The sequence below is a fragment of the Streptomyces bacillaris genome (assembly GCF_003268675.1).
In the GTDB taxonomy this organism is placed as follows: domain Bacteria; phylum Actinomycetota; class Actinomycetes; order Streptomycetales; family Streptomycetaceae; genus Streptomyces; species Streptomyces bacillaris.
Genome location: NZ_CP029378.1, coordinates 3,152,991 through 3,168,043, shown reverse-complemented (window position 1 = coordinate 3,168,043; position 15,053 = coordinate 3,152,991). Strand labels below are relative to the sequence as shown.

Here is a 15,053-nt window from a genome sequence, read left to right as displayed (position 1 = left end):
CCCCGGGGCGAAAAAATCCCCTCCTGCCCGGAGAAGGTGGAATGGTCCGGCCGTTTGCCGGTGACCGGGGCGGTGGCGCCGCCTAGGCTTCGGTCCGGGTCCGGACCGTCACAGGGTCAGCCGGACCGCGTCACCGGATCGGGGGGAGTCCCTATGCAGCCGCTGGAGGCGGGCGAGCCGCGCACCATCGGTGCCTACCGGCTGCTCGGCAGGCTCGGTGCGGGCGGCATGGGCCGGGTCTATCTGGGGCGCAGCGCCGGCGGCCGGACGGTCGCGGTCAAGGTGGTCCACCCGCACTTCGCGCTGGACGAGCAGTTCCGCGCCCGGTTCCGGCGCGAGGTGGAGTCCGCGCGGCGCATCGGCGCGCAGTGGACCGCCCCGGTCCTGGACGCCGACCCGGACGCGCCGGTGCCGTGGGTCGCAACCGGTTACGTCGCCGGGCCGCCGCTCTCCCAGGCGATCACCGAGCACGGCCCGCTGCCGGAGCACGCGGTCCGCACCCTGGGCGCGGGCCTGGCCGAGGCCCTCCACGTCGTCCACGGGCAGGGCATCGTCCACCGCGATGTGAAGCCCTCCAACGTGCTGCTGGCCCTGGACGGCCCCCGCCTCATCGACTTCGGCGTCGCCCGGGCCCTCGGCGCGACCGTCTCGCTCACCTCCACCGGCGTCTCCGTCGGCTCGCCCGGCTACATGGCGCCCGAGCAGATCCGGGGCCGGGACGTCTCGGGCGCGGCGGACGTCTTCTCGCTGGGCGCGGTCCTGGCGTACGCGGCGACCGGCCACGCCCCCTTCTCCGGCGACTCCTCCGCCGTACTCCTCTACAAAGTGGTGCACGAGGAGCCCGAACTGGGCGACCTGGAGGGCGATCTGCGCGAGGTGGTCGCCGGATGCCTGGCCAAGGACCCGGACGACCGTCCCGCCCCGGCCGACCTCGCCCGCATCCTGGCGCCGGACGGGGCGGCGGCGATGGTCGCGGCGGGGTGGCTGCCGGGCCGCCTGGTGGGCGAGGTGAGCCGGTCGGCGGTGGCCCTGCTGGACCTGGAACCGCAGGACGCGCCGGTGGGGTCGGGCCCGGTGCCGTTCAGCAGCGCGTCGCTGGGGGCGGGCTTCGGGGCGAGCCCGCACGAGGGGCAGGGAGGCGATGCCCGCACGGGCTCCGCCACGGAACCGGGGTCCCCTCCCCGTACGGGCTCCGATCCCCGCACGGGCTCCGAGTTTCCTCGTACAAGCTCCGATTCCCGTACAGGCTCCGATTCCCGTACGGGCTCCGATTCCGGCCCCCGCTCCGGACCGCTCGGGGCCTTCGGCCCGCCGCCCACCCACGTACCGGACGGCAGCACTCCGCCGGGCACCCCGCCCCCGCCCGGCGCGCCCCCGGAGGCCGGGCTCCCCGGGCAGCGGGCCCGCGACCCCCGGTTCTCCGTCTCGGTCACCGCCGACTCACAGACGAGCGCGCGTACGAGCACGGGCGCGGGCCCCGACGCCGACGCGGGCGCCGGAGCGCACCGGAGCCGCCGGGTGAGCTGCACGGTGGCGCTGGCCGTGGCGGGCGCCTTCGCGGTCGTCGCCCTCGGCTCGGGCCTGCTCGACGGCTTCTTCCCGGGCGGCGACGCGGACCGGCGCCAGGGCAACGACACCGCGGCCGAACCGCCGTCCCCGACCGCCTCCGCCTCCGGTTCGGCCCCCGCGTCCGAGGACCCGGCACCGGCCACGTCCGCCCCTGACAGCGCCGAGGACGGTTCCGTCGCCGAGTTGCCGAAGGCGTTCGTCGGCACCTGGAAGGGCGCCCTCACCGAGAGGACGAGCGGGCAGCCGCACGGCACGCTCACCGCCGTCTTCACCGAGGGGAAGAGGGGCACCCAGGTCGTCCGGATGTCCAACACCATCTCCCAGCTCGGCATCACCATCACCTGCAACAGCGTCGGCACCCTCACCTCCGGCACGGCCAAGCAGCTGAAGGTCCGCGAGCGCACCGACCCGGACCGTCCCAGCACCCCCGGCCTCTGCACCACCACCGAGGCCGACCTGGTCTTCGAGCTCACCGGCGACGGAACCCTCGACTACCGCTCGGAGGAGCGCGGCGCGGGTCTCCCGTACGGAAACCTCACCAGGTCCGGCGGCTGACGGCACAAGGGGCTGGCGTACGCTGGATCGGTCCGAGGATCCTCAAAAAACCGCCGAAAGGTGACAGCCCGGTGACCGAGAAGGCCGATCTCCAGCCCGTCCTCGACCGAGCCGCCGAGGGCGGTCGGATCACCCCGGAGGAGGCGCTCGAGCTCTACCGCCGGGCCCCGCTGCACGCGCTGGGGGCGGCGGCCGACGCCGTGCGCCGTCGCCGTTACGCCAGTACGGAGCACATCGCGACGTACATCATCGAGCGCAACATCAACTACACCAACGTGTGTGTGACGGCCTGCAAGTTCTGCGCCTTCTACGCGCCCCCGAAGGCCAAGGACAAGGGCTGGACCCGGGACATCGAGGACATCCTGCGCCGCTGCGCGGAGACCGTCGAGCTGGGCGGCACCCAGGTCATGTTCCAGGGCGGCCACCACCCGGACTTCGGCGTGGAGTACTACGAGGAGCACTTCTCCGCGATCAAGAAGGCGTTCCCGCAGCTGGTCATCCACTCCCTCGGCGCCTCCGAGATCGAGCACATGGCCCGGATCTCCAAGGTCTCCGCCGAGGAGGCCATCCGCCGCATCCACGCCGCCGGGCTCGACTCCTTCGCGGGCGCGGGCGCCGAGCTGCTGCCCGCCCGGCCGCGCACCGCCATCGCCCCGCTCAAGGAGTCCGGCGAGCGGTGGCTGGAGATCATGGAGATCGCCCACGGCCTGGGCGTCGAGTCCACCTCCACCATGCTGATGGGCACCGGCGAGACCAACGCCGAGCGGATCGAGCACCTGCGGATGATCCGGGACGTCCAGGACCGTACGGGCGGTTTCCGCGCCTTCATCCCGTACACCTACCAGCCGGAGAACAACAAGCTGAAGGGCCGCACGCAGGCCACCCTCTTCGAGTACCTGCGGATGATCGCCATCGCCCGGCTCTTCCTCGACAACGTCGCCCACATCCAGGGCTCCTGGCTCACCACCGGCAAGGAGGTCGGCCAGCTCTCCCTGCACTACGGCGCGGACGACCTCGGCTCGATCATGCTGGAGGAGAACGTCGTCTCCTCGGCCGGCGCCAAGCACCGCTCCAACCGGCTGGAGATCATCGACCTGATCCGCAAGGCGGACCGGGTCCCGGCGCAGCGCGCCACGACGTACGAGCACCTCGTCGTGCACGACGACCCGGCGAACGACCCGGTCGACGAGCGCGTGGTCTCGCACATCTCCTCCACCGCGATCGAGGGCGGCACGGCCCACCCGGAGCTGAAGCTCCTCAACGCCAACTGACGTCCCCGTGCTGACGATCCACGCCGCGCCGCTGGTCCTTCCGGTCGGCGCGGCGGCCGTCGCGGACGGGGCGGTCGTGGTGGACGGCGACCGGATCGCCGCCATCGGTCCGTACGAGGAGGTCGCCGCCGCGTACCCGGCCGCCCGGGTCCGCCGCTGGCCCGGCCTCCTCACCCCCGGCCTCCGCCAGGACCGGGCCCGCGCGCTGCTCACCCGCTGCTACCACCCGGACCCGCGCGAGGCCGACGAGCTGGGTGAACTGCCCCTGTGGGGCGAGGAGTTCGAGCGGATCGCGGCGACCATGGACACGGCCCGGCGGGCAGGCAGCGTACGGCGGGGGCTCCAGCGGATGCTGCGGCACGGGACCACGCATGTGGTGGGCCCGTTCGGCGCGGAGGAGCCCGCGCTGCGGACGGCACTGGCCCGGTCCGGGCTGACCGTGGTGCCCGCCCCCGGCCGCGTCCCTTCTGGTGCGGCCGACCTGGACCCCTCCGCGCCCGGCGGCGACCTGGACCCCTTCGCGTACGGCGGTGACCTCGCCGCCACCGCCCACGGCCCGCTGACCGTGGGTGGGCGCGCCGACCTCGCCGTCTTCGACGTGCCCGCCGAGGAGGCCCTGCGCACGGGCGGGGCCGGGCGGTGCGTGGCGACCGTACTGGCGGGCCGGCTCGTCCACCGCGCCCGCTGAGCCCCACGTCCGTACGCGTACGGCCCCGGGGCTCACGGCACCGAAGGGCCGCCCAGATAGCGCCCCTTGGCGTCGTACGGCCAGGCGTTGGCGACGCACCCCTTCAGTCCGTCGATCTGCTGCATCATCGCGGGCGCCGGGCGTCCCTTCCCCGGGCAGGTCTCGTGGCCGCGGCCCAGCCAGTGGCCGACCTCGTGGTTGATGATCAGGGCCCGGTACTCGGCGACGGGCCCGTCGAACTGCGGTGAACCCAGCTGCCAGCGCTTCAAGTTGACCATCACCTGTTCGCCGCCCCGGCAGTTGACCTCACCGCGGGTCTTGAGGCCGTACGCACCACAGAGCCGGTCCGTGGTCTCCGGGGTGGCTATTTTGACCACCAACCCGGCTGATGTGTCGGTGACTTGGCGGAACGAACGCTCGCCTCCGTGGCTCCAGCCGCGCGGGTGGGCCAGGATCGCGGCGATCTCCTCGGCGGCCCGGTCGGGGTCGACGCCGATGCCGTCCTCCACCTCCACCCGGTAGGGCTCACCCTTGCCGGACCTGGTGACGCCCGCGCGGGCGACGCTGAACGTCCCGGGGCCGGAGGCGGGCACGTCGTCGGAGGTGCGGGAGGAGCGATCGTCGGTGTCGGCGGGGGTGGGTGTGGGCTCGGGCTCAGGGGACGGGGGCGGGGCGATCGGGGTCTCGGCGCTGTCGTCACCGGTCCCTGCTGCGGGATCGCTCGCGGGGTCCGGGGCGGCGGTGACGGACGGGTCGCCGCTCAGCCAGGGCCGGTCGAGGAGGGCCGCCACCAGGGCCACCGCCGCCAGGGCGAGCACGGCCAGCCCCACCGTCCGGCGCCGGTTCCGCCGTCTTCGCCGCTCACGGGAGCGGGACCGGGAGAGCGAGCGGGGCTGGGGGCGGTCTCCCGGTGCGCGCCGGGAACCACCGGCTCCCGGGCGGTCACCTGCGCGGTCACCCGGGCGGACCCGCCGCCCCGACACCGCAGTGCCACGGGCCGGTTCGTCGCGCGGCAGGGTGCCCGGTCCGCGCCGGCCCGTCATGACGCGGCCCCGGAACCCGGTATCGCGGCGTGCGGCCCGTCGCCGGGCCGTCCCGGGCCGGGCGGAGCGGAGGAGGGCGGCGGGGGCGGGGACCCGGGTGGGTACGAGGACGAGGGGGTGGGGGTCGGCATGCCGGTTACGGGCTCCGTCGGGTCGGGGGAGGTGTCCGGCGCGGGCCGGGTGAACGAGGGCGCCGGAGTGGCGGAAGGAGCGGACGTGGCGGAGGACTCCGGGGTAGCCGTCGGTCCCTGCGTGGACGTGGACGCGGGCCCCGGCGTGGGCGTGGGTTCCGGCGCGGGCCGGGTGATGGACGGGCCGGAGGGAGGGGCGGCGGGTTCGGCGTCGGGGGTGTGCCGGAGCAAGGGTCCCAGCAGGGCGATGCCCAGCGTCACGCAGGTCACCGCGGTGAAGGCGCCCGCCACCGCGAGCCCGCGCCTCCGGGCCCGTCGCCGCTGCCCCTCCCGTACGGCGTCGGGGACCAGATCGGGCAGCGGGGGCAGGTCGTCGGCGGTCCGGCACAGCGCGTCCCGGAACAACTCCTCGTCGGCCGGGGCCGGTCCTGCCGGGTGACCCGGCTGTGGTTCTGCGGTCATGACCGGCCCTCAGCTTCCGGTGGAGTAGAGCTGGACATCGCCCAGGCGGGCGCGCAGCCGGACGAGCGAACGGGAGCACTGGCTCTTCACCGTGGACTCGCTGCACCGCAGGAGCGAGGCGACGCGCTCCACGCTCAGATCGTCCCAGTACCGCAGGACGACCATCGCCCGTGCCCGGGGCGGAAGTTCGTCGAGCAGGGCGAGCAGGGTGACGCGGAGGTCGGCACCCGGGGCCGGATCGGCCTGAGGGCGCGGCGGGTTGGAGCGGTGGGCGAGCAAATCCCGTACGGTACGCCGTCGTTCGGCCACATACGTACGGACGAGGACGGTCTTGGCGTACGCGTCGAGGTTGTCGGCCCGGCTCGCCCGCCGCCAGTGCTGGAACAGCTTGGCCAGGGTGGTCTGCGTCAGGTCCTTGGCGCCCTCCATGTTGCCGCAGAGCAGATAGGCCGTGCGGTACAGCCGCCGCTGCCCGTCCCGCGCGTACGCCTCGAACGCGGCGCTCCCGCCGTCCGCCGCCGCCCCCTCGGGCTCCGCCCCTGCCGGCATCCGCCCTCCCTCTCCTCGTTCCACCCCTTACAGAGTTCGCGGGTGCGGAAAAGGTTGAAGGCGGATCGCCATCGATTCGCGGGGCCGACCGGCGGGACGGAACGTCTCACTCCGCAGTACGAACCTTCTCCGCGCCTGACATGTCCGCATATGTGGCTGTCTGCATGGGTCCGCCGTTCCCTGCCCTCGTTCCCGGAGCCCTCCATGACCACGCCCACTTCCGTACGGAAACGGGCCGCCGACGCCCCTGCTCCCGCCTCTGCCCCCGCGCCCGTGGGGCGGCGGCCGGAGCGCGGGGCCCGTTGGCGCCGGGTCGGGCTCCGCCTCGTCGCCCTCGCCACGCTCCTCGCGCTCTGGCAGCTGGTGACCGCGCTCCAGCTCTGGTCCCCGGTGCTGGTCCCGTCACCCGCCGCCGTGTGGAACGCGCTGCTGGAGACCTCCGGTACGCACGACGGGGTGCGCGGCTACCAGGGCCACACCCTGATCGAGCACCTCGGCATCAGCGCCGACGTCACCTTCCGTGAGCGCCCGGCGCTCGGCGCGGTCTTCCAACTGCGGGAGGTGCCGCCGGTGGGCGGGGACACGCTGTGGGCGGACATGGCGGCGGCGTACGACAACCTGCCCGAGGAGGTGAAGGAGCGCATCGAGGGGGGCGCGGGCGGTGCACGACTTCATCCCCGGGTTCTCCCGCTTCTACCCGCCGGAGCGGCTGGCTCCGCACCAGGATCAGCTCCCGCCGGTCGAGCACCCGGTGGTGCGGCGCCATCCGGTGACCGGCCGCCGGACGATCTTCGTGAACGCGTCCTTCACCACCCGGATCGTGGGCTTCGCGCAGGAGGAGAGCGACCGCCTCCTGCGCCTGCTGTTCCAGCAGGCGCACGCGCCGGAGTTCCAGGTGCGGTACAGCTGGCGGGCGGGCGATGTCGCATTCTGGGACAACCGGGCCACGCAGCACTGCGCGGTCAACGACTACGCCCCGCACCGCCGCATCGGGGAGCGGGTGGCGATAGCGGGGGACCGCCCCCACTGATCCGTACGCCCCGGCTGCTTGAATGGAGGGGTGACCCGAGCCTCCCTGGACAAGCAGCCGCACGAAGTCGCCTCGATGTTCGACGGTGTGGCGGCCAACTACGACCTGACCAACGACGTAATTTCGCTGGGCCAGGCCCGGCTGTGGCGCAAGGCGGTCGCGGCGGCGGTCGACGCCCGCCCCGCGCAGAAGATCCTCGACCTGGCGGCCGGCACCGCGACCTCCTCGCAGCCCTTCGCCCAGGCCGGCGCCTACGTCGTTCCGTGCGACTTCTCGCTCGGCATGCTGGAGGTGGGCAAGCGCCGCCACCCGTGGATGCCGTTCACGGCCGGTGACGGGATGCGGCTGCCGTTCAAGGACGAGGTGTTCGACACCGTCACGATCTCCTTCGGCCTGCGCAACATCCAGGACACCGAGACCGCGCTGCGCGAGCTGTACCGGGTGACGAAGCCGGGCGGCCGGGTCGTGATCTGCGAGTTCTCGCAGCCGACCTGGGCCCCGTTCCGCACGGTCTACACCGAGTACCTGATGCGCGCGCTCCCGCCCACCGCACGGGCGGTCTCCTCCAACCCGGACGCGTACGTCTATCTCGCCGAGTCCATCCGCGCCTGGCCCGACCAGCCCGGCCTCGCCGCACTCCTTCAGAAGGCGGGCTGGTCGAAGGTGGCGTGGCGGAACCTCACGGGCGGCGTGGTGGCCCTGCACAGGGCCACCCGCGCCTGAGCGCCCCCGATCGTTAGAGCTCCAACCGGTAGCAGTACCCTTGCTGCCCGGCGCGCGGGGTGGTGAAGGTCTCCGCGTGCCGCATCCCGAGCCGCTCCGCCACGGCGATGGAGCGGGCGTTACGGGAGTCGATCATCGCGACGACGTCCGGCACCCCGGCCGCCCGCAGCCGCTCCAGCGTGGTGCGGGCGGCTGCGGTGGCGTACCCGCGCCCCCACGCCGTGCGTGCCAGCCGCCAGCCGATCTCGATGGCGCCGACCGGGCCGAAGTGGGTGTGCGGCCAGGGCTGGGCGCCGGTGAAGCCGAGCACGGTGGTGTCCTCGTCGGTGAGCGTCCACAGGCAGAAGCCCAGCTCCGCGTCGTGCCGCCGCTGCCGCGCGGTCAACTCCTCGTAGACGGAGAACTCCGCGCTCCGGCCGCCGTGGAACTCCATCACCTCGGGGTCGTCGAAGATCCGGTGCCAGATCAGGGCGTCCTCGTCGGTCGGTACGCGCAGGCGTACGGCGGGCGCCGGAGCGGTGGGCGGCGGAACAGGTGCTATCGACATGAGGGAGCCCTTCGGAGGGTTGTTCTGCAGGCCCCCATAGACTGCACGGGACATGTGCCGCGCGGCACGCGAATTCGAGTCTTCGGGAGATCCGACCGTGACCGAGCCCCTCTCCGAGCACAGCGCGGACGTGATCGTCGTCGGAGCGGGCCCAGCGGGCTCCACGACCGCGTACTACCTCGCCAAGGCCGGACTAGACGTCCTGCTGCTGGAAAAGACCGCTTTCCCCCGGGAGAAGGTCTGCGGCGACGGCCTCACGCCCCGTGCCACGAAGCAGCTGGTCTCCATGGGGATCGACATCTCCGAGGAGGCCGGCTGGCTGCGCAACAAGGGCCTGCGCATCATCGGCGGCGGCGTCCGGCTCCAGCTGGACTGGCCGGAACTCGCCTCCTACCCGGACTACGGACTGGTCCGTAAACGCGACGACTTCGACGAGCAGCTGGCCCGGCAGGCGCAGAAGGCGGGCGCCCGCCTCTACGAGCGCTGCAACGTGGGCGCCCCCATCCGGGACGAGCGCACCGGCCGGATCACCGGCGTCGAGGCGAGGATCGGTGAGGAGAAGACCCCGGTCACCTTCCACGCCCCGCTCGTGGTCGCCGCCGACGGCAACTCCACCCGCCTCTCCCTCGCGATGGGCCTGCACCGCCGCGAGGACCGCCCGATGGGCGTCGCGGTCCGTACGTACTTCACCTCGCCCCGCCACGACGACGACTACCTGGAGTCCTGGCTGGAGCTGTGGGACCGCCGCGGCGCCGAGGACCGGCTGCTGCCCGGCTACGGCTGGATCTTCGGCATGGGCGACGGCACCTCCAACGTCGGCCTCGGCATCCTCAACTCCTCCTCCGCCTTCAAGGAGCTGGACTGGCGCGAGGTCCTCAAGGCCTGGTGCGCCTCGATGCCGGAGGACTGGGGCTTCACCCCGGAGAACATGACGATCCCGATCCGGGGCGCCGCCCTCCCCATGGCCTTCAACCGCCAGCCGCACTACACCAAGGGCCTCCTCCTGGTCGGTGACGCGGGCGGCATGGTCAACCCGTTCAACGGCGAGGGCATCGCGTACGCCATGGAGTCCGGCCAGATCGCCGCCGACGTCATCGTCCAGGCCCACGCCCGCGCCACCCCCGCCCAGCGCGAACTGGCCCTGAACAACTACCCGAAGGTCCTCAAGGAGACCTACGGCGGTTACTACACGATGGGCCGCGCCTTCGTGAAGCTCATCGGCAACCCGAAGGTCATGAAGGTCGCCACCCAACGCGGCCTGACCCACCCCCTGCTGATGAAGTTCACCCTCAAGATGCTCGCCAACCTCACCGACCCGACGGGCGGCGACGCGATGGACCGCATCATCAACGGCCTCTCGAAGGTGGCCCCGAAGGCCTAGAGCCTCAAGCCTGCCCGTAATGGACGCGGTGGTGTGTACCCCTTGGGTACACACCACCGCTTCACATATCAACCCCGCCCGAAAGCCCCGCTACTCGGATCGGAAGCACGCCGAATCGACGGTGACCTCAAGAAGATCCGGGGCGTTTCCGACGCTGCTTGCCCTGCGCAGACGCACGTCCACCGCGAATTCACGCCCCGCGGATTCCGCGACGAGCTGCGGACTCTTCGCCGTGCTGCTGTCCGTCCCGTCCTTCACGATCTCCCAGCCGTCCTTCGGTAGTTCGCGACGCAGGCGTTCCATGCCCGCCTGCAGTTCGACGAACGGGGCCTGGTGAACACTCCACGGGTGACGGGCGCGGAAGGTCTTCTCGTCGGATCCGTTGTCCGTGCACGGTGCTGTCATCGCGCCCGATTCGGTGACCTTGCCCTTGACGGCGAGCATTTCGAGAATGCGACTGGAGGTCTTCTCGGTTTCCGCGCTCACGGCCTGACTGTTCCGCGCTTCCACAGCCGCCTCATTTCCCTTCGAGCATCCCGTGATCAACGCGCCCGCCACGAGCATGAGTCCTATTTTTGCAACTAGCCTAGTCAAGTTCTACCTTGTCGTATTGGCCGGCGATGACGGCTGCCTGAATGCGCATTTTCCCCCAGCACGGCTCCCAAGGACTCATCGAGGGGCCTGGTCGCCGCCGGAACCGTCCGGGCTCTGATGAAGCCGCGTCGCCGTTTCCCCCGTTTCCACGTCGGCCTTGACGTGTTCCCACTCGTCCCATGCGATCGACGCGGACCGGCTCCCTGGCCGACCGCGCGCCACGGCCGAGCTGTTCGCGGAGGCGACGAGGGGATGCACCAAGGCGGATGGCCGCTGGTGGGGTGCGTACGTAGCCGTCGGACGTTCAGGTGGCGGTCGGCTCCGGCGGTGCGCTTGCGGGGCCGGTCGCCTGTGCGCGGCGTACGGAGGACGGTGCGGGGCTGACGCCCTCGCCGCGGACACCCTCACGGACCGGCCGTCGTTCCCCGCGTGCGTTCGTAGTGGCGGGCCACCCGGGCGCGGTTGCCGCAGGACGGCTTGCACCACTCCTGGCGGCCGTGGCTCTTGAGGAAGTACCGGACGCAGCGCGGTGCGTGGCAGGCCCGGAGCTGTTCGCGCTCGGGGCCGCTCAGGAAGTCGACGGCGTCGCGCGCCAAGGCGGCGACGAGCCGTACGTGCGGGTCGGCCTCGGCGGACAACAGGCGGGCCGCCGGGGCCCCTTCGGCGGGCCAGTGCAGCTGCGGGGCGACGGGCTCCCGGGCGGCGGCCGCGTTGAGGTGGGCGAGGGCCTCGTCGGCGGGCATCAGGCGGTGGGCGTCGGCCGGGCTGGGCGGCGCCGGGCTCACCACCCGCGCGAACAGGGCCCGCACGGCCCTCCGTACGCCGATGATCCCGTCCCGCAACTCCTCGTCCGCCACGAGGTCACCGACAGCCAGGCCCTCGCCGGCCAGGCTCTCGCTCTGCTGCTGGAGCCACCGCGCCACCCCCCGGACCGTGTCCAGGTCGTCGACGATGCCGTCGTCTCCGCCGTGGTGGATCGTGCTCGCCAGCGCCATGACGGGCCGCTCTGCCACCGGTCGCCCCCTTCACCGCCCTCGGCCGCCGGTCGTCGAAGGCCTCTTGAACTCTGTCCGGTCTCCACTCTAGAGTCCTAACGGAAGATCGAGAATTAACGTTAGACGGGGGATGGTCCGACATGTTGCTCGCCCAGATCAGCGATCTCCACCTGGACGGGAGTGAACGCGCGACCCGCCGGGCCACCCGCACCATGGAGTACCTGCGCGCCCTGCCCCGCCCGGTCGACGCCCTGCTGGTCACCGGGGACATCGCGGACCACGGGACGGAGGCCGAGTACGAGGAGGCGGCCCGTATCCTCGCCGCCCCGTTCCCCGTACTGCCCTGCCCCGGCAACCACGACGCCCGCCCCGCCTACCGCAAGGCCCTTCTCGGCGAGGCCCCCGCCGAAGGCCCCGTCAACCGCGTGCACCGGATCGCCGGAACCGCCATCCTGATGTGTGACTCCACCATCCCCGGCCGCGACGAGGGCCGCCTCGACACGGAGACGCTGGCCTGGATCGACGCCACCCTCACCGCGCTCCCGGAAGGCGTCCCCGCCCTCATCGCCTTCCACCAGCCGCCCGTCGAACTCCACCACCCGCTCCCCGACGCCTGCCGCCTGGAGGAGCCCGAACACCTCGCCGCCCTTCTCGCCGCCCACCCCCGGGCCGTCGCCGTCCTCACCGGCCACGCCCACACCGCCGCCGCCTCGACCTTCGCCGGGCGCCCCCTCATCGTCGGACCCGCCGTGACCTGGACCCTGCGCATGCCCTGGGAGGGGGACCGCCCGGCCGACCGCGACCAGCCCCCGGGGCTCGCGTTCCACGTCCTGGGTGAGGACCGGCGCCTGACCACCCATTTCCGTACCGTGCTCTGAGCCCGTGCATATTGCCGGGCCGTCCGCGCACCCATGTGCAATGATTCACGCGCCGGGCGTACGCGCACCTCTTCATGACGCACGCTCAGGTCTCCCCCCTCACCTCCCATCGAACGCAGGCCGGCGGGGTACGGAACAAGCCGATACAGCGCTGCTCGACCCCAAGGACTCAGCCATGACCACCGCATCCCTGCCCCGGAAGACCTCCCGTACGGAACCGGCCGCCGCCACCGCGCCCGCCGTCGCCGCGCCCCAGCACCACGGCCTCTTCCTGGAACCGCACTTCGCCCCGGGCTCGCGCGCCCTCGAGGACGACGAGTACGAGGACGGGTACGAGGGCGACGCCCTGCCCGCCCCGGAACCGTCGCGACCGGCCCGCCGCCGCTGACCGGACGGTAGCCTCGACCCCATGCCCGGCATGTCCAGCCCCGAGTCCGACAGACTCCGCCCACCGGTGGTACCGGTGGGCCGACCGCCGTTGAACATCTAGGAGCCCGAGCGCCGCCGGACGCCCTTCCCGGGCCACCGGCGCCCCTCGCTCCCTCCCCACGGCCACGCCCCCGCCGGACCACCGCGGGTACGGGCCGTTCCCACCCCACGTACGCGCCGATCCATCGCCGTACGTACGTCGGGTCCGCGCGTGCCCCGGTCGATGTCCGCACCCTTCGACCGGGCTTCTCTCGGCAACGCCCCGCATCCCCGCACCTCGGTACGTCTGTCCACCGACGGTTCCGTCAAGGGGTCTGCCACTCATGCCATACACGCTCAAGTCACAGCCACAGTCACGGCGGCAGCCACGGCTACGGCCACTGCCACTGCCGTTCGCCGTCTATGTCCTCGGGCTCGCGGTCTTCGCCCAGGGCACCTCCGAGTTCATGCTCTCCGGCCTCGTCTCGGCCATCGCCACCGACCTGGACGTCTCCCTCTCCGCCGCCGGACTCCTCACCTCCGCCTTTGCCGTGGGGATGGTCCTCGGCGCGCCCTTGATGGCCCTCTTCAGCCGTACGTGGCCCAGGCGCCGGGCTCTCCTGCTCTTCCTGGCCGTGTTCATCGCGGTGCACATCGTGGGTGCGCTGACCCCGGGTTACGGAGTCCTCCTCGCCGCCCGCTTCGTCGGCGCCCTCGCCAACGCGGGTTTCTGGGCGGTCGCCCTGGCGGCGGCGGTCTCGATGGTCCCCGACGGGCTGAGGGGCCGGGCCACGGCCGTGGTGGTCGGCGGGGTGACGATCGCCTGCGTCGTCGGCGTACCGGCCGGAGCGGTGCTGGGGGAGCGGTGGGGGTGGCGAGCGGCGTTCTGGGCGGTCGCGGTGGTGTCCCTGCCGGCGCTCTGGGCGATCACACGGTCCATCCCGGGCGGCATCCCGGGCGGCCGGGGCCGGGGAGGCGGGACGGCTCCGGTGGCCGACACGCGCGGGACGGCTCCGGCCGCCGGGGCGCGCGGGGCGGGCTCGGCAGCCCGGACACGCGGGACGGCCTCGGCAGGGCAGGTACCCGGGAGGGCCCAGGCCCCCGCCCCGGCCTCCGGGCCGACTTCCGCACCCGCCCCCACCCCCGTACGGAACGAACTCCGCCTCCTCCTCACCGCCCCGCACCTCCGCCTCACCCTCCTCACCATGGCTCTCGTCCAGGGCGCCACCTTCTGCGCGTTCTCCTACCTGGAACCGCTCCTCACCCGCACGACCGGCCTCACCACCACCTGGGTGCCCGTCGCCCTCGCGCTCTTCGGGGCGGGGGCGTTCCTCGGGGTGGGGGCGGCGGGACGGTACGCCGAACGTCGGCCCACGGCCTTCATCGCGTACGGGATGACCGCCCTGGCCCTCGGCTGGAGCGCCTTGGCCCTGACAGCGGGCCGACCGCTCGCCGCCCTCGCCCTGATCCCGCTCCTCGGCATGCTCGCCTTCGGTACGGGCACGGCCCTGATCACCCGGGTCCTCGGCCTGGCCGGCCGGTCGTCCACGCTGGCGGGTGCCTTCGGCACGAGCGCGTTCAACCTCGGGGCGGCGGTGGGCCCGTGGGCGGGCGGCCTGGCCCTGGAGGCGGGAGGGGGCTACCGGGCGCCGGTCTGGGTGAGCGCCGTGCTGATGGCCCTGGCGCTGCTCACCGAGGGCGCGCGGAGACTGCGGCGGGTGCGCTCGCGGGAGCGGGCGAGTGGGAGCACGGCGGGCTGAGCGTCAGGTACGTGAGGGGCCGCACATGCCACTCCATGTGCCGCCCCTTGCGGAGCATCAGGGTGAACCCGCAGTTCTCCCCCCGGTGCAGCGCCCCGAGGGCCTGCACCCAGCCGCGCTGGTCGGCCCAGTAGAGGGCCCGCCCGGCTTCGTACGAGGTCAGCCCGAGGACGTGGCTGGAGCGGAGCTGGACGCGCAGGACACGGATGACGTCACGGGGGTTGGCGAGGAGCCGGAGATCGACCGGCTCGGGGACGAACCCGTTGGCGGGCCCGTACCGCAGGACTTCGAACCGGAACCCGTGCTGGACCAGGGCCTGTACGGGGGCGGTGGTGCGGGGAGAAGTGCGCATGGTCGACCGTCCGATCGCAGCGTCCGGGACACCGGGCACCTCGACAGGGCGGCCCGGTCCAACTGCGGTGACCGTAACGTCACGCGTCGCTACGGCTCAACCATGTTCCGGAACAAA

General features: G+C 72.8%; 15 protein-coding genes and 1 pseudogene. 9 read left to right on the top strand and 7 right to left on the bottom strand.

Annotation, left to right across the window (positions count from 1 at the left end):
* Nucleotides 1–153 precede the first annotated feature (153 nt).
* The 3 genes from DJ476_RS13300 (at nucleotide 154) to DJ476_RS13290 (ending at nucleotide 4,083) form a co-directional block, all read left to right on the top strand.
* On the top strand, nucleotides 154–2,124 hold the full coding sequence (locus DJ476_RS13300; RefSeq protein WP_112490589.1) for a serine/threonine-protein kinase: 1,971 nt from the start codon (nucleotides 154–156) through the stop codon (nucleotides 2,122–2,124).
* 71 nt (nucleotides 2,125–2,195) lie between these two features.
* Nucleotides 2,196–3,395: a cyclic dehypoxanthinyl futalosine synthase gene (gene mqnC, locus DJ476_RS13295; RefSeq protein ID WP_112490588.1), complete on the top strand. Its 1,200-nt coding sequence runs from the start codon at nucleotides 2,196–2,198 to the stop codon at nucleotides 3,393–3,395.
* A 7-nt stretch (nucleotides 3,396–3,402) separates the two neighbouring features.
* Nucleotides 3,403–4,083, top strand: coding sequence for an imidazolonepropionase-like domain-containing protein (locus tag DJ476_RS13290; protein ID WP_103416783.1), 681 nt, complete (start codon nucleotides 3,403–3,405; stop codon nucleotides 4,081–4,083).
* 32 nt (nucleotides 4,084–4,115) lie between these two features.
* Here DJ476_RS13290 and DJ476_RS13285 read toward each other — a convergent pair whose 3' ends face one another.
* Genes DJ476_RS13285 through DJ476_RS13275 form a run of 3 tightly spaced genes read right to left on the bottom strand, consistent with a single transcriptional unit; the run spans nucleotide 4,116 to nucleotide 6,268 of the window.
* Nucleotides 4,116–5,126, bottom strand: coding sequence for a DUF3152 domain-containing protein (locus DJ476_RS13285; RefSeq protein ID WP_112490587.1), 1,011 nt, complete (start codon nucleotides 5,124–5,126; stop codon nucleotides 4,116–4,118).
* Nucleotides 5,123–5,719: a hypothetical protein gene (locus DJ476_RS13280; RefSeq protein WP_162638685.1), complete on the bottom strand. Its 597-nt coding sequence runs from the start codon at nucleotides 5,717–5,719 to the stop codon at nucleotides 5,123–5,125. Before DJ476_RS13280 ends, DJ476_RS13285 begins: the two co-directional genes overlap by 4 nt.
* A gap of 9 nt (nucleotides 5,720–5,728) precedes the next feature.
* Nucleotides 5,729–6,268, bottom strand: a complete 540-nt coding sequence (locus DJ476_RS13275) for a SigE family RNA polymerase sigma factor (RefSeq protein WP_112490585.1) — start codon at nucleotides 6,266–6,268, stop codon at nucleotides 5,729–5,731.
* A 204-nt stretch (nucleotides 6,269–6,472) separates the two neighbouring features.
* Here DJ476_RS13275 and DJ476_RS36045 point away from each other — a divergent pair.
* A pseudogene (locus DJ476_RS36045) lies at nucleotides 6,473–7,298 on the top strand (TauD/TfdA dioxygenase family protein).
* Between the two features lie 30 nt (nucleotides 7,299–7,328).
* A complete protein-coding gene (locus DJ476_RS13260) occupies nucleotides 7,329–8,021 on the top strand; it encodes a demethylmenaquinone methyltransferase (RefSeq protein ID WP_070205474.1) in 693 nt (230 codons plus the stop codon).
* A 13-nt stretch (nucleotides 8,022–8,034) separates the two neighbouring features.
* Here DJ476_RS13260 and DJ476_RS13255 read toward each other — a convergent pair whose 3' ends face one another.
* A complete protein-coding gene (locus tag DJ476_RS13255; RefSeq protein WP_112490584.1) occupies nucleotides 8,035–8,568 on the bottom strand; it encodes a GNAT family N-acetyltransferase in 534 nt (177 codons plus the stop codon).
* A 97-nt stretch (nucleotides 8,569–8,665) separates the two neighbouring features.
* On the opposite strand from DJ476_RS13255, the gene DJ476_RS13250 reads away from it, so the two are divergent.
* Nucleotides 8,666–9,949 carry a geranylgeranyl reductase family protein gene (locus DJ476_RS13250; protein WP_018490705.1) on the top strand — a complete coding sequence of 428 codons (1,284 nt, stop codon included), beginning with the start codon at nucleotides 8,666–8,668 and terminating at the stop codon, nucleotides 9,947–9,949.
* 90 nt (nucleotides 9,950–10,039) lie between these two features.
* Here the strand turns inward: DJ476_RS13250 and DJ476_RS13245 are convergent, their stop codons facing one another.
* Nucleotides 10,040–10,435, bottom strand: coding sequence for a hypothetical protein (locus tag DJ476_RS13245; protein ID WP_318294643.1), 396 nt, complete (start codon nucleotides 10,433–10,435; stop codon nucleotides 10,040–10,042).
* 512 nt (nucleotides 10,436–10,947) lie between these two features.
* The gene (locus DJ476_RS13240; RefSeq protein WP_103416788.1) at nucleotides 10,948–11,538 is read right to left on the bottom strand and encodes a CGNR zinc finger domain-containing protein; all 591 of its coding nucleotides are present in this window, start codon (nucleotides 11,536–11,538) and stop codon (nucleotides 10,948–10,950) included.
* Between the two features lie 140 nt (nucleotides 11,539–11,678).
* Between DJ476_RS13240 and DJ476_RS13235 the strand changes: the two genes are divergently transcribed.
* The 3 genes from DJ476_RS13235 (at nucleotide 11,679) to DJ476_RS13225 (ending at nucleotide 14,584) form a co-directional block, all read left to right on the top strand.
* Nucleotides 11,679–12,416 carry a metallophosphoesterase gene (locus DJ476_RS13235; RefSeq protein ID WP_112490583.1) on the top strand — a complete coding sequence of 246 codons (738 nt, stop codon included), beginning with the start codon at nucleotides 11,679–11,681 and terminating at the stop codon, nucleotides 12,414–12,416.
* A gap of 175 nt (nucleotides 12,417–12,591) precedes the next feature.
* Nucleotides 12,592–12,804, top strand: a complete 213-nt coding sequence (locus DJ476_RS13230; protein ID WP_070205469.1) for a hypothetical protein — start codon at nucleotides 12,592–12,594, stop codon at nucleotides 12,802–12,804.
* A 427-nt stretch (nucleotides 12,805–13,231) separates the two neighbouring features.
* The gene (locus DJ476_RS13225) at nucleotides 13,232–14,584 is read left to right on the top strand and encodes an MFS transporter (protein ID WP_112492500.1); all 1,353 of its coding nucleotides are present in this window, start codon (nucleotides 13,232–13,234) and stop codon (nucleotides 14,582–14,584) included.
* Here the strand turns inward: DJ476_RS13225 and DJ476_RS13220 are convergent.
* Entirely contained in the window at nucleotides 14,514–14,936 is a 423-nt protein-coding gene (locus tag DJ476_RS13220; RefSeq protein WP_112490582.1) for a hypothetical protein, read from the bottom strand. The genes DJ476_RS13225 and DJ476_RS13220 overlap by 71 nt on opposite strands.
* Between the last annotated feature and the right edge of the window lie 117 nt (nucleotides 14,937–15,053).